Origin of the sequence: Arthrobacter sp. ISL-28 (assembly GCF_018613875.1) — a bacterium.
In the GTDB taxonomy this organism is placed as follows: Bacteria; Actinomycetota; Actinomycetes; order Actinomycetales; family Micrococcaceae; genus Arthrobacter.
The window spans coordinates 67,502-80,427 of record NZ_JAGGPJ010000007.1; the positions used below are offsets into that span (position 1 = coordinate 67,502).

Annotated in this window: 12 protein-coding genes and 1 tRNA gene; 10 read left to right on the plus strand and 3 right to left on the minus strand. The window is 63.9% G+C overall.

Features of this window, described 5'->3' with window-relative positions:
• The first annotated feature begins 21 nt into the window (after positions 1-21).
• From J7E80_RS05235 to J7E80_RS05275, 9 genes are all read left to right on the plus strand, one after another.
• The gene (locus J7E80_RS05235; RefSeq protein WP_251036484.1) at positions 22-645 is read left to right on the plus strand and encodes a MazG nucleotide pyrophosphohydrolase domain-containing protein; all 624 of its coding nucleotides are present in this window, start codon (positions 22-24) and stop codon (positions 643-645) included.
• A gap of 122 nt (positions 646-767) precedes the next feature.
• Complete coding sequence (gene eno, locus J7E80_RS05240) at positions 768-2,048, plus strand: phosphopyruvate hydratase (protein WP_215050428.1); 1,281 nt, start codon at positions 768-770, stop codon at positions 2,046-2,048.
• Positions 2,049-2,191: 143 nt separating this feature from the next.
• The gene (locus J7E80_RS05245) at positions 2,192-2,884 is read left to right on the plus strand and encodes a septum formation initiator family protein (protein ID WP_215050429.1); all 693 of its coding nucleotides are present in this window, start codon (positions 2,192-2,194) and stop codon (positions 2,882-2,884) included.
• Between the two features lie 70 nt (positions 2,885-2,954).
• Positions 2,955-3,620 carry a DUF501 domain-containing protein gene (locus J7E80_RS05250; RefSeq protein ID WP_215050430.1) on the plus strand — a complete coding sequence of 222 codons (666 nt, stop codon included), beginning with the start codon at positions 2,955-2,957 and terminating at the stop codon, positions 3,618-3,620.
• Entirely contained in the window at positions 3,617-4,564 is a 948-nt protein-coding gene (locus J7E80_RS05255; protein WP_215050431.1) for a Ppx/GppA phosphatase family protein, read from the plus strand. The genes J7E80_RS05250 and J7E80_RS05255 overlap by 4 nt, the downstream gene beginning before the upstream one ends.
• Before the next feature lie 33 nt (positions 4,565-4,597).
• Positions 4,598-5,992: a S8 family serine peptidase gene (locus tag J7E80_RS05260; RefSeq protein ID WP_215050432.1), complete on the plus strand. Its 1,395-nt coding sequence runs from the start codon at positions 4,598-4,600 to the stop codon at positions 5,990-5,992.
• Between the two features lie 34 nt (positions 5,993-6,026).
• Positions 6,027-7,520, plus strand: coding sequence for an NAD(P)/FAD-dependent oxidoreductase (locus tag J7E80_RS05265; protein WP_215050433.1), 1,494 nt, complete (start codon positions 6,027-6,029; stop codon positions 7,518-7,520).
• A gap of 129 nt (positions 7,521-7,649) precedes the next feature.
• Positions 7,650-8,627 carry an N-acetyltransferase gene (locus J7E80_RS05270; RefSeq protein ID WP_215050434.1) on the plus strand — a complete coding sequence of 326 codons (978 nt, stop codon included), beginning with the start codon at positions 7,650-7,652 and terminating at the stop codon, positions 8,625-8,627.
• 12 nt (positions 8,628-8,639) lie between these two features.
• Positions 8,640-8,713, plus strand: a tRNA-Leu gene (locus tag J7E80_RS05275).
• A 23-nt stretch (positions 8,714-8,736) separates the two neighbouring features.
• Here the strand turns inward: J7E80_RS05275 and J7E80_RS05280 are convergent.
• Complete coding sequence (locus tag J7E80_RS05280) at positions 8,737-9,264, minus strand: SDR family NAD(P)-dependent oxidoreductase (protein WP_215050435.1); 528 nt, start codon at positions 9,262-9,264, stop codon at positions 8,737-8,739.
• A 319-nt stretch (positions 9,265-9,583) separates the two neighbouring features.
• Here J7E80_RS05280 and J7E80_RS05285 point away from each other — a divergent pair, with 319 nt between their 5' ends.
• Complete coding sequence (locus tag J7E80_RS05285) at positions 9,584-10,930, plus strand: ABC transporter substrate-binding protein (RefSeq protein WP_215050436.1); 1,347 nt, start codon at positions 9,584-9,586, stop codon at positions 10,928-10,930.
• A gap of 148 nt (positions 10,931-11,078) precedes the next feature.
• Here J7E80_RS05285 and J7E80_RS05290 read toward each other — a convergent pair whose 3' ends face one another.
• Both J7E80_RS05290 and J7E80_RS05295 read right to left on the minus strand, forming a co-directional pair.
• Positions 11,079-11,849: an ABC transporter ATP-binding protein gene (locus J7E80_RS05290; protein WP_215050437.1), complete on the minus strand. Its 771-nt coding sequence runs from the start codon at positions 11,847-11,849 to the stop codon at positions 11,079-11,081.
• On the minus strand, positions 11,846-12,910 hold the full coding sequence (locus J7E80_RS05295) for an ABC transporter ATP-binding protein (RefSeq protein WP_251036520.1): 1,065 nt from the start codon (positions 12,908-12,910) through the stop codon (positions 11,846-11,848). Before J7E80_RS05295 ends, J7E80_RS05290 begins: the two co-directional genes overlap by 4 nt.
• Positions 12,911-12,926 lie beyond the last annotated feature (16 nt).

Genomic DNA, 12,926 nt, shown 5'->3' on the forward strand with positions numbered 1-12,926 from the left:
CTTCGCGATCATTGCCCGTGGATGGGCGCCCTCACTCATGAGTCGCTGGTGGAGTACCTCCTCGAGGAGGCCTACGAAGTTGCCGAGACGATCGAGACAGGCGCGGACGAAGCAGAGCTGCAAGGAGAGCTGGGTGATGTGCTGCTCCAGGTGGTGCTGCACGCCCGGCTCGCCGAAGAGCGCGGTACCTTCGATTTCGGCGATGTCGCCCGCGGCATCACCGCCAAGATGATCCGGCGCAACCCCCACGTCTTCCGTCCGGACGGCTCCCTGCAGGACACCTTCCCCGCCACTGTGGAGGAGATTGTGCTCAAATGGGACGCCGTCAAGAAGGCTGAAAGGCCGGAGCGGGCAAACCACTACGAGGGCATCCCCGAAGCGCTGCCGGCCCTGGCCCGGGCACAGAAAACCCTGGACCGGGCCGCCCGCGCAGGGCTGCCGCCGCTGGTTGAGCCCGCCGAATCCCAGGAACCCCCGCAGGACCAACCGCTGGTTGAGCTTGTCGAAACCTTCGACGCCGAGGACCAGCTCGGCGAGCTCCTGCTCGCCGTCGTCGGCGCTGCCCGCAGCAAGGGGTTCGATGCAGAACGTGCCCTCCGGGCCGCCGTCCGGCGTTACCAGAACCGAGTCCCGCCGGGATCATGACGTCCGGGTTCTGGATAGGTTTCCGTAACGTCTGCCACTCTCGACTAGGCTAGTCCCTGACTAGGACGTCGAGATTTTCCGCTAGTTTCCCAGTAAATCGCTTCACCATAAGGAGCATATTCATGGCGCTTATCGATGCCATCCACGCCCGCGAGATCCTCGATTCCCGTGGCAACCCCACAGTAGAAGTAGAAGTTCTGCTCTCCGACGGCCAGATCGGCCGCGCAGCGGTTCCTTCTGGCGCCTCCACCGGCGAGCACGAGGCTGTTGAGCTCCGCGACGGAGACAAGGGCCGCTACCTCGGCAAGGGTGTCCAGAAGGCCGTTGACGCGGTCATCGACCAGATCGCCCCGGCCCTTATTGGCTTCGACGCCACCGACCAGCGCAGCATCGACCAGGCCATGATTGATCTGGACGGCACCGCCAACAAGAGCAAGCTCGGCGCCAACGCCATCCTGGGCGTGTCCCTGGCCGTTGCCAACGCTGCTGCGGCCTCTGCCGACCTGCCGCTCTACAAGTACCTGGGCGGACCCAACGCCCACGTCCTGCCCGTGCCGCTGATGAACATCCTCAACGGTGGCTCCCACGCCGATTCCGACGTCGACATCCAGGAATTCATGGTTGTTCCGCTGGGTGCCGGGACGTTCTCCGAGGGCCTGCGCTGGGGCGTTGAGGTCTACCACGCCCTCAAGGCAGTCCTGCAGGAAAAGGGCCTGGCCACCGGCCTGGGCGACGAAGGCGGCTTCGCGCCGAACCTTCCGTCGAACCGCGCTGCCCTGGACCTGATCCAGGAAGCCATCAAGAACGCCGGCTACACCCCGGGCACGGACATTGCACTGGCCCTCGACGTTGCTTCCTCGGAATTCTTCAAGGACGGTGCCTACCAGTTCGAAGGCAAGTCCCTGAGCTCCGCCGAGATGAGCGCCTACTACGCCGAACTGGTTGCCGACTACCCGCTGGTTTCCATCGAGGACCCGCTGGACGAGAACGACTGGGACGGCTGGAAGACCCTCACCGACACCATCGGTGACAAGGTCCAGCTGGTGGGTGACGACCTCTTCGTCACCAACCCGGTCCGCCTGCAGCAGGGACTGGACAGCCAGACTGCCAACTCCCTCCTGGTCAAGGTCAACCAGATCGGTTCGCTGACGGAGACGCTCGACGCCGTGTCCCTCGCCCAGCGCGCCGGTTACACCACCATCACCTCACACCGTTCCGGTGAGACCGAGGACACCACCATCGCCGACATCTCGGTCGCAACCAACGCCGGCCAGATCAAGACCGGTGCCCCCGCCCGCTCGGAGCGTGTTGCCAAGTACAACCAGCTGCTGCGCATCGAAGAGGAACTCGACGACGCCGCACGCTACGCCGGACGCAGCGCCTTCCCGCGTTTCAAGGCCTAATAGCCGGATTAACAACTGACCGGTGGCTATGGTGGAAAGACCATAGCCACCGGTTTTGTTTTAAGGACGTTGCCGGTGAGGCAGCTGCTCGTCAGCGGCCAAGCAAGCGTCACAGTCCAGCGTCCCGCGTTTACAGGAGTGTCATGGCTACCCGCCGTCCCAAAGTTCCACGGGTGACCCCAGCAGCCCGACACACCGACCCCGGCGCAGCCGGGGGAGACGTCATCCAGGCGGACTTTGGCAGCCGCAGACCGGCTGAGGCAGGCACTGGGACCGGCGGCGAGTCCGGCGCTGGGACCGGCACTAAGTCCGGCGCTAAGTCCGGAGTGAGGGGGGCCGGCGGTGCAGAGTCCGCCAGGGAAAAATCCCCTGCTGAGGACGCGCCGAAGAATAACCGTGGCCCGTCCGGGTCCTCAACGGTCCCGGGCGCCGGTGAGACCCTCGACCCCATCCCTGCCAAGGCCTTCTCCGGGCGCATGCTGGCGCTGGCCGTCGTCATGATTGCCATCACCATCATGCTGGCACCCACGGTGAAGATCTTCATTGATAAGCGGGCGGAAATTGCGGCCCTCGAAGCCGATATCGCCGCCAGTAAATCGGCCCAGGACGACCTCAAGCGGCAGGTCTCGCGCTGGCAGGATCCGAACTACGTCAAGCAGCAGGCCCGCGACCGCATTAACATGGTTATGCCGGGAGAGACCGGCTACTGGGTGTTCGGCAGCGACCTGCCGGCCGGCGCGTCAGGCGGCCAGCCCGGTGCAGCAGCACAAGACCCCGCCAACCTGCCGTGGGTGGATTCCCTGTGGGAGTCCATCAGGCGTTCGGCAACAGACTAGGAGCGGCGCCCGCCGCCGGACTGCCCCGTGTGGGGACAGCCACATCCGGGCAGGAAGGACGGCCGCGCCAGTGGAAGAGAACACGGCAACTGCGCGGGAGGAATCCCGCCAGCCATCAGCACACGATCTTGAGGTGCTGAGCCGCCAGTTGGGCCGGCCGGTCCGCGACGTCGTGGAGATCCCGGCGCGGTGCGTTTGCGGCAACCCCCTCGTGGCCGCCACGGCCCCGCGGCTCAGCAACGGTACGCCATTTCCCACGACGTTCTACCTCACCCACCCGGTGATCACGTCCGCCGTGTCCCGGCTCGAGGCGGCCGGGCTCATGAATGAAATGAATGATCGCCTCGCCGCTGATGAATCACTGGCAGCCGCCTACAGTTCTGCGCACGAAGCCTACCTTGCCGCCCGTGCTGAAATCGGGGCACGCTCAGGCATCGGCAGAGTGCCGGAAATCGACGGCGTCTCGGCTGGCGGGATGCCCACCCGGGTTAAGTGCCTGCATGTGCTCGTGGGGCACTCCCTCGCCGCAGGTCCCGGAGTGAATCCCCTCGGTGACGAAGCCATAACGGCCATCAGCGAGTGGTGGACCGCAGACCGCTGCTACTGCGAAGGCGCCTGGGACACTGACGGGGAAACCCCGTCCCGGGACCTCAGCCGGCATGGGCCCCAGGGCCTGCCGGAAATCGTGGGACGGCCCGCACCTGTTCGGAAGTCCAAGAAGGAGGCCAGCGAATGACCCGTGTTGCCGCGATCGACTGCGGTACCAACTCCATCCGTCTGCTGATCGCCGACATCGACCACGGCGATGGCAGCACTAAACTCATCGACATCGTGCGGGAGATGCGCGTGGTGCGGCTCGGCCAGGGCGTTGACGCCAGCGGCGAGCTGGCCCCCGAAGCCCTGGAGCGCACCTTCGCAGCCACCGCGGACTACGCCGAGATGATCCGCGAGTACCGCGCGGAGAAGGTCCGCTTCGTGGCAACCTCGGCGACCCGGGATGCCCGCAACCGGCAGGTTTTCGTGGACGGCATCCGCGCCCTCCTCGGCGTGGAACCGGAAGTGATCTCAGGGGATGAGGAAGCAGCGCTCTCCTTCGCCGGGGCCAGCAGCGTGCTGCCGATGTCCGGCGATGACCGGGTGCTGGTCGTTGACCTGGGCGGCGGCAGCACCGAATTCGTGCTGGGAGACGAGCGGGGCGTCATCGCTGCAAAGTCCGTCGACATTGGCTGTGTGAGGCTGACCGAGCGCCACCTCAAGAGCGATCCCCCCACGGCCGAACAGATCGCCGCGGCGGAGGCCGACGTCGACGCCGCCGTCACTGAAGCGGGACTGGACGTTCCGCTGGAACGCAGCACCGCCGTCGTCGGGGTCGCCGGTTCCATCACCACCATCACGGCGCATGCCCTGAAACTGCCGGAGTACCTGCCGGCGGCCATCCACGGTGCTGAGCTGTCCATTGGAATCATCCAGCATGCGGCCAGCGACCTACTGGCGATGACCCGGGCGCAGCGGGCGGAGCTGCCGTACATGCATCCCGGCCGAGTCGATGTGATCGGCGCCGGTGCACTGGTGTGGCGAAGGATCCTCACCAGGATGGGCGAGCTCACCGGCGGGGTGGTCATTACGGCCACCGCGAGCGAGCACGATATTCTTGACGGAATTGCCCTGAGTGTCAGCTAACGAGGCACCAGCCCACAAAGTATTGGATCTTGAATGACCAGAGCAACAGCCCGGCTCCGCCGGACGGTATCGGCTCTATTGTCCGCGGCGCTTGTCGGCGGAGTCGCGGCGACAGCCATCGCAACAGCCCCGGCAGCTCAGGCAGACACCTGGCGTGACAGGGAATACTGGCTCAAGGAAGCCGGCATCACCAAAGCCTGGGCGGTGTCCAAGGGCGCCAACGTGAAGGTCGCTGTGATCGACAGCGGCGTGGACGGCGACCACCCGGACCTCAAGGGCGCGATCGCAGGCGGGCACGACGTCTCGGGCGCCGGAACAGCGGACGGACAGAAAAGCATCGGCGCCAAGCCCGAGCACGGAACCCTCGTGGCCACCATGCTTGCCGGCCGCGGACACGAACCGCCGCCGAAGAAGTCCACGACCAGCGCCAAATCGTCGCCGAGCCCTTCGCCGTCGGATAGCATGCCGGACGGCATCATGGGAGTCGCCCCGGAAGCCCAGATCCTCGCCGTCTCCACGTGGCTTGGCTCGGAGAACCCCGGCGGCAAGAGCGATCAGGACCAGATTCCAGAGGCCGTCCGCTGGGCCGTGGACAACGGCGCCAAGGTCATCAATATTTCGCTGGGCAGCACTTCTCCGGAATGGCCGCAAAGCTGGGACGCGGCCTTCCTCTATGCGGAGCAAAAGGACGTCGTCATCGTGGCGGCGGCCGGCAACCGGGTCGCCGGGAACGTCCAGGTGGGGGCGCCCGCCACCATTCCCGGGGTCCTGACAGTGGCTGGTCTGGACCGCAATGGCCAGGCCAGCACAGACTCCTCGTCCCAGGGCATCAGCATTGGTGTGGCAGCCCCCGCGGAAAAGCTCGCCGGCGGACTTCCCGGCGGAAGCTATGCGGAATGGGCAGGAACCTCCGGCGCGACCCCCATCGTTTCCGGCGTGGCCGCGCTGATCCGCTCCGAATGGCCGGAGATGAGCGCCGAACAGGTCATTAACAGGATCGTCTCGACGGCCACGGACGCCGGCGCGCCGGGCAAGGATCCCCTGTACGGTTTCGGCGTTCTCGATGCCGAGGCCGCGCTGAAGGACGACGTCGCGGAGACGAAGGTCAATCCGCTGGGGTCCATTTCGGACTGGATCCGGGTTCACCGTCGCGGAAACCTGGCCACACCCGCCCCGGTGCCGCCTGCCGAATCCCATGCAGCGCAGCCCACGCTGCCAAGGGCCACAGTGCCGGTGGCACAGCCGCCGTCGCAGATGGACAGCGCCCTTCCTGCCGCCGTCGTCATTGGTTTCGGGGGCCTGTTCGTAACCATCATCATTGCCGGCGCAGTGCAGCTGCGCCGGGCTTACCGGGCATCCGGCGGTAACCCTGAGGACGCCGATACTGGCGTGCTGAACAAGGTAGATTCCGGCGACCAGCCTAGTTAGTGAAGATTTTCACAAACTCATGTATTCTGGACTCATGGCAACCACCCCACAGCTCCAGGACCGTCCCCGGGTGCTCGTCGTCGGCGGCGGGTACGTCGGCCTGTACGTAGCACTCAAACTGCAGAAGAAGATCGCGAACGCCGGTGGCATCGTCACCGTCGTGGATCCACTGCCTTACATGACTTACCAGCCCTTCCTGCCCGAAGTTGCCGGCGGCAACATCGAAGCGCGCCACGCCGTGGTCTCCCACCGCCAGCACCTCAAGCAGACCGAACTTATCCAGGGCCGCGTCACCTCGATCGACCACGCGAACCGCACCGCCGTTGTTGCACCGTCCGACGGCGGCGAAAACTTCGAAGTTCCGTACTTCGACGTGGTGGTAGCCGCAGGAGCCATTACCCGCACGTTCCCGATCAAGGGCCTGGCGGACGCGGGCATCGGGCTGAAGACCATTGAGGAAGCGGTTGCTCTGCGCAACAAGGTTCTCGAGCGTATCGAAGCCGGCTCCACCCTGACCGACCCTGCTGCACGTGCCAAGGCGCTGACCTTCGTGGTGGTTGGTGGCGGTTTCGCCGGCATCGAGTGCATTACCGAGATGGAAGACCTCGCCCGCGCGGCCGTCAAGAACAACCCGCGCGTCAAGCAGGAGGAAGTGCGCTTCGTCCTCGTCGAAGCCATGGGACGCATCATGCCCGAGGTTACCCAGAATCAGGCGGAATGGGTTGTTGAACACCTCCGCAGCCGTGGGATCGAGGTCCTCCTCAACACCTCCCTGGACAGCGCCGAGGGCTCGCTCAAGCTCATCAACCTGCCGGACAAATCCCTGGCCCAGGAATTCGAAGCCGACACCCTCGTGTGGACGGCCGGCGTGCAGGCCAACCCCATGGTCCGCTCCACCGATTTCCCGCTCGAACCGCGCGGTCGCGTCCGTGTTCTTCCTGACCTGCGTATCGCCGGCGATGAAGGCATCATCGAGAATGCCTGGGCTGCCGGTGACGTTGCCGCGGTCCCGGACCTCACGGGCAGTGGCCTTCCGGACGGCACCTGCGTCCCCAATGCCCAGCACGCGCTTCGCCAGGCCAAGCGTCTTGCCAAGAACCTGTGGGCTTCCCGCTGGGACAAGCCGCTGAAGGACTACAAGCACAAGAACCTCGGTGCAGTAGCCGGCTTCGGCGAGTGGAAGGGCGTTGCCAACATCAACCTGGTCGGCAGCATCGGGCTCAAGGGCGGCCTCGCCTGGCTGGCGCACCGTGGCTACCACGGCCTGGCCATGCCGACCTTCGAGCGCAAGTTCCGGGTTATCTTCAACTGGATCCTGAGCTTCTTCATGGGCCGCGACACGACCCAGCTGATCGACCTGGACAACCCCCGCGGCGCCTTCGTCGCGGCTGCCACGCCGGCACCCAAGCCGGCAGTTGCCCCGCCTGCTCCTGCTGCCGGGAAACCTGCTGATGAGCCAGAGCAGAACGGTTCCAAGAATGGCGCCAAGAACGGTTCCAAGAACCCTGTCTCGGCGAAAGCCAAGTAGGCAGCGGTAACTGACGACGGCGGCCATTCCCTTGCGGGGGAACGGCCGCTTCGTCGTCTGGCGGGGTTCTCTCCTCCGGTTCCGTAACACGTCCCGGAAAGCGGCAGGCGGGAAGTTTAGACTGTCTGCATGATGGGCGAAAAGAACCTCCAGACCCTCCTGGCCACCATGCATCCCGTGCAGCGCACCGGCGAGTACGTTTATGTGCTCTGGCCGCACGGAAAGCCGCTGGTGCCCGGCATAGAGGCGGCTGTCCGCGAAGCTGAGGGGCTGACCGTGGTGCTGCCGCGGGCTGAGGCGGATGAGTTGGGACTGAAGTACGATTTCGTGGCCGCCTGGATCACCCTGGAGATCCATTCGGAACTGGAAGCCGTGGGCCTGACCGCAGCGGTCAGCAGGGCACTGACGGACGCCAAGATCAGCTGCAATGTGCTGGCGGGCTTCCACCACGACCACCTTCTGGTATCGGTAGGAGACTCGGCCCGGGCGCTCGAGGTGCTGGCAGAGCTCTCAGCCGCTCATGCAGCCGATCCCGAACCCGCGCGCGAGGTGAAACTGCGGAGCGAGACACCTGATGACCGCGCCGCAATACTGGCCTTGACGGCCGAGGCGTTCGCCGTGTCGCCCGTAACGGGCCTTCCGGTGGAGGGCGAACCTGAGGAGGTGGATCTCCTGCGGCGTCTTTTCGAATGCGATGAGTACCGGCCGGATTTCAGTGTCGTGGCGGAGGTCGACGGCGAAATCGTGGGGCATGTGATCAGCACCCGCGCCTGGGCGGACGGCCTTGAACTGCTGGGCCTCGGACCCATCGGCGTCACCCCCAGGCTGCAGCGCCATGGCATAGGCACGGCGCTGATGCGAGAAACGGTCATCCGGGCCAACGCGGCGGGGGAGAGGGGCATCGGTCTGCTGGGCAGCACAGAGTACTACCAGCGCTTCGGCTTTGTGCCCGCTTCATCGATGGGCATCGAAGCCCCGGACACGCATTGGGGCGACAACTTCCAGTTCCTGCCCCTCGCTCTCTGGCCCGGCGGCGTTCATGGAACCTTCCGCTACGCGGGACCTTTCGTGGCAACGGAAAGCAATCCCACCTCCGGAAAGCGGTAGCATTGACCGGGCGCCCCAGTAGCCCAATTGGCAGAGGCAGCGGACTTAAAATCCGCGTGTTGTGGGTTCGAGTCCCACCTGGGGTACAAATTGGGCTAAGTCTGTCTCCTCAGGCTGCCGCTCCATCAACAGTGTGAAGCTCCAAGGGCTCAGCCAAGGCACCATTTTCCTTCTTCATGAAGTAATCCACACCGGTGTAGCCCCCATCAGCGACAATAGACGCCCCCGTGACGAATGATGCGTCGGTGCTGAGGAGAAATGCGACCACCTTGGCCATGTCATCAGGGCTCCCGTTGCGACCTAATGGAGTGAGACTGGCCGCTTCGTAAGGCTCGGTCAATATGCCGGAGTTAAATTCCTCAAAAGATTGTTTTTCGAGGATCCCGGCATTGTTGACCAGTGCCTCGAAGGAATATTCATCACGGATATGGCGGGCGAAGTCCAGCGATCTGGATCTGTCGGTCAGATCGAGCTGGCGTATTTCCACGCCGTGCGTGTGCTTCAGCTCCGTCGCTTCATTAAGCCCGGTGTTGTAGGTCGCGACTACCTTCCAGCCATTCCCCGCGAGATATTCGGCAATGGACCGGCCGATTCCCCGAGCGCCTCCGGTAACCAGCGCGATAGGTTCGCTTGTCATTATGCTGCCTCCGCTCTTTTTGAGGGACCTGCACAGTCATACAGTGAGCTCTGCCATCGCCGAACGCCAGAGCACAATTGAAGACCTGACAAGCTGCCATGGCTGGGCGGCGGTGACGCCCTACGCGGCCTGTGGAAGACACTGCCGAGGGGTGGCAGAGGCAGCGCGGCGCAGGTGTCCGATATGCAACGAGTGTTATAAGGATGTGACCTTACTCACTTATGCTCGGGCATAAATTGCACTAGCTTGAAAATAACTCAGGAACACCTGACCAATCGCATCAAAGGCCGTTCGCACCTTTCGATCGAGGAGACTCTCAATGATTTCACTCCCCCAGGCGGCGCCCCGAGTCGCTAAGCTCACAGCGCTTAGCATCGGCGTCGCCCTTCTGGCTACGGCTTGTGGTGGCGGCCCCACCCCAGGTTCGACGGAAACCACAGCCGCGGCGGGAGGCATTGCCTGCCCCGCGCCAAGCGCCACGGCCGGTGCCACCAGTACCGCACAAGAGACAGGTTCCGTGCCCCCTTCCACGACCACCACCCCCACTCCGCTGAAAATTGGATCGCTTCTGCCGACGACGGGGTCGCTGGCGTTCCTCGGCCCGCCCGAGATCGCTGGTGTTAACCTGGGCATCAAGGAAGTCAACGACGCCGGCGGCGTTCTCGGCAAGCCGGTGCAGGTCATCCACCGCGACTCCGGCGACACCAAGACCGACATCGCTACGCAGTCCACCACGGCGCTCCTTGGCCAGGGCGTCAGCGCCATCATCGGTGCAGCTTCCTCCGGCGTCTCCAAGACCGTGATCAACCAGATCACCGGTGCCGGCGTGGTGCAGTTCTCGCCTGCGAACACCTCGCCGGACTTCACCACGTGGGAAGACAAGAACCTCTACTGGCGCACGGCTCCGTCCGATGTCCTCCAGGGCAAGGTGCTGGGTAACTACATGGCGACCTGTGGCGCTCAAACCGTTGGCATGATCGTCCTGAACGACGCCTACGGCACCGGCCTGCAGAAGAACGTCAAGGAAGCCTTTGAAGCAGCCGGCGGCCAGGTTGTGGCCGAGGAACTCTTCAACGAGGGCGACTCTCAGTTCAGCAGCCAGGTGGACAAGGTCATCGCCGCCAAGCCTGACGCCATTGCCCTGATCACCTTCGACCAGGCCAAGAGCATCGTGCCGCTGCTGACCGGCAAGGGTATCAAGCCCACGCAGCTGTTCATGGTGGACGGCAACACGTCGGACTACAGCAAGGACTTCAAGGCCGGAACGCTCAAGGGCGCCCAGGGAACCATCCCGGGCACGTTCGCCAAGGAGGACTTCAAGAAGAAGCTCCTGGCTATCGACCCCGCGCTGAAGGACTACAGCTACGCCGGTGAATCCTACGACGCCGTCAACCTGATTGCACTGGCATCAGAGGCCGCCAAGAGCACCAAGGGCACCGAGATCGCCAAGCAGCTCAAGGCCGTCTCGGAAGTCGGCGAGAAGTGCAACAACTTCCCGTCCTGCGTGACGCTGCTCCGAAACGGCAAGGACATTGACTATGACGGTCAGTCCGGTCCGGTGACGTTCTCCGATAAGGGCGACCCCACCGAGGCCTACATCGGAATCTACGAGTACCAGGACGACAACAAGTACGCGCCGTCCAAGGAAGAATTCGGCAAGCTGTAAGCCGCATTCTCCAGTAGCACAGAAGGCCCCCGTTCAGGGTTTGAACGGGGGCCTTCCGCATGCTGGCCGCTGTCGCCGGGACCGCGGGGACATGCAGAAGGGCCGCTACCGGATCGGTGACGGCCCTTCTGCGGGGCGCTGCTGTGTGTCAGGCTTCGTCGGCGAGCGTTCCCAAGTACAGCTGGATGACCTTAGGGTCCTTCATCAGTTCCCTGCCGGTTCCCGTGTACGCGTCCTTGCCCTGGTCCAGGACGTAACCGCGGTCACAGATCTGCAGGCAGCGGCGCGCATTCTGCTCAACCATGATCACGGAGACGCCTGCACGGTTGATCTCATGCACGCGCAGGAAGGTTTCGTCCTGCTTTACGGGGGACAGGCCTGCAGACGGTTCGTCAAGGAGCAGTACGGCAGGTTCCATCATCAGCGCCCGGCCCATGGCGACCATCTGGCGCTCGCCGCCAGACAGCGAACCGGCGCGCTGGGCGCGGCGCTTGCCGAGCTCGGGGAACAGGCTTGTGACGAAGTCGAACCGTTGGGCGAAGTCCTTGGGCCGCTGGAACATGCCCATCTGCATGTTCTCCTCAATAGTCAGGGTGGAGAACACGTTATTGTTCTGCGGCACGAAGCCCACGCCCTGGGTGACCAGCTTGTTGGCTTTGAGCCCCGTAATGTCGTTTCCGCGCACAATCACCGAGCCCGAATGGACTTTCACCAGGCCGAACATGGCCTTCAGCAACGTGGACTTGCCGGCACCGTTAGGTCCAATGATGCCGATCAACTCGCCCTTCCGGGCTTCGATGCTGCAGCCATTAAGGATGTTCACGCCCGGGAGGTAGCCCGCCACCAGATTGGTGACCTTAACGACGGCGCCATCCGCCGATGCTTCCTGGGCCGACAGGGCTGGGCTCGTGGCACTCATTCTTTATCCTTGTCTGTGCGGCCAGGTTCTGCCAAGCCGGACTGGGGGGAGTTGGGCTCATCGTCACCTGGCTCCTGGAGGGCTTCCGGACTAAGGTCTGGTTGCTTAAGGTCGGCTCCCTTGAGATCCGGGACTACGGATTCAACCGCGATGATGCCGGCGTTTTCGGTACCCACAACGGATTCCTCGTCGGCTTCAAGTACTGCTTCCAGTTCCTTGATCCCTTCGGTGTCACCAAGGTCGACATCGTGGTGGGCGCCAAGGTAGGCGTCAATTACGGCTGGGTCCTTCATGACGTCTCTGGGCGGTCCCTCTGCCACGATCTTGCCTTCGGCCATGACAACAACCCAGTCGGCAATGTGCCGGACCATGTTCATGTCGTGCTCGACGAACAGCACGGTCATGCCTTCAGCCTTGAGGTTCTTGATGTGGTCCAGCAGGGACTGGGTCAGAGCCGGGTTGACGCCTGCCATTGGCTCGTCCAGCATCACCAGCTTGGGGCGGACCATCAGGGAGCGTGCCATCTCCAGAAGCTTGCGCTGACCGCCGGACAGGGAGGCAGCGTAATCGTCCTTTTTGACGTCGAGCTTGAACTTCTCGAGCAGGACGTCAGCCTGCGCAGTGATTTCCTTCTCCCGACCGCCCCAGATCCCCTTGAACAGCGCCTTGGAGAGCCGTTCGCCGGGCTGGTTGGCGGCGCCAAGGCGCATGTTCTCCATGACCGTGAGCTTGCCCATGACCTTCGTGAGCTGGAAGGTGCGCACCATGCCCATGCGGGCCAGCTTGAAGGAGGAGACACCCTCGATGTTCTTTCCTTCAAACTGCCATTTTCCCGAGTTGGGAGTATCGAAACCGGTCAGAAGGTTGAAGAGAGTCGTCTTACCGGCTCCATTGGGGCCAATGAGCGCGGTGATCTTGTGGCGCGGGATCTCAAGGTAGTCGACGTCGACGGCGTTTATGCCACCGAAGCTCCGCCTGACGTTCTCGGCCACCACAATGGGATCCCTCTTCTTACAGCCCGGAGCAATCTCGCCGACGACGATCGGGCTGCTGTCCGTCATGTAGTTGATGCCGGCG

Bases quoted from the DNA above. Each gene is read 5' to 3' on its own strand.
- J7E80_RS05290 (WP_215050437.1), bottom strand. From the start codon at position 11,849: ATGAGTGCCACGAGCCCAGCCCTGTCGGCCCAGGAAGCATCGGCGGAT.
- J7E80_RS05265 (WP_215050433.1), top strand. From the start codon at position 6,027: ATGGCAACCACCCCACAGCTCCAGGACCGTCCCCGGGTGCTCGTCGTC.
- eno (WP_215050428.1), top strand. From the start codon at position 768: ATGGCGCTTATCGATGCCATCCACGCCCGCGAGATCCTCGATTCCCGT.
- J7E80_RS05255 (WP_215050431.1), top strand. From the start codon at position 3,617: ATGACCCGTGTTGCCGCGATCGACTGCGGTACCAACTCCATCCGTCTG.
- J7E80_RS05285 (WP_215050436.1), top strand. From the start codon at position 9,584: ATGATTTCACTCCCCCAGGCGGCGCCCCGAGTCGCTAAGCTCACAGCG.
- J7E80_RS05260 (WP_215050432.1), top strand. From the start codon at position 4,598: ATGACCAGAGCAACAGCCCGGCTCCGCCGGACGGTATCGGCTCTATTG.
- J7E80_RS05295 (WP_251036520.1), bottom strand. From the start codon at position 12,910: ATGACGGACAGCAGCCCGATCGTCGTCGGCGAGATTGCTCCGGGCTGT.
- J7E80_RS05245 (WP_215050429.1), top strand. From the start codon at position 2,192: ATGGCTACCCGCCGTCCCAAAGTTCCACGGGTGACCCCAGCAGCCCGA.
- J7E80_RS05235 (WP_251036484.1), top strand. From the start codon at position 22: ATGGGCGCCCTCACTCATGAGTCGCTGGTGGAGTACCTCCTCGAGGAG.
- J7E80_RS05270 (WP_215050434.1), top strand. From the start codon at position 7,650: ATGATGGGCGAAAAGAACCTCCAGACCCTCCTGGCCACCATGCATCCC.
- J7E80_RS05280 (WP_215050435.1), bottom strand. From the start codon at position 9,264: ATGACAAGCGAACCTATCGCGCTGGTTACCGGAGGCGCTCGGGGAATC.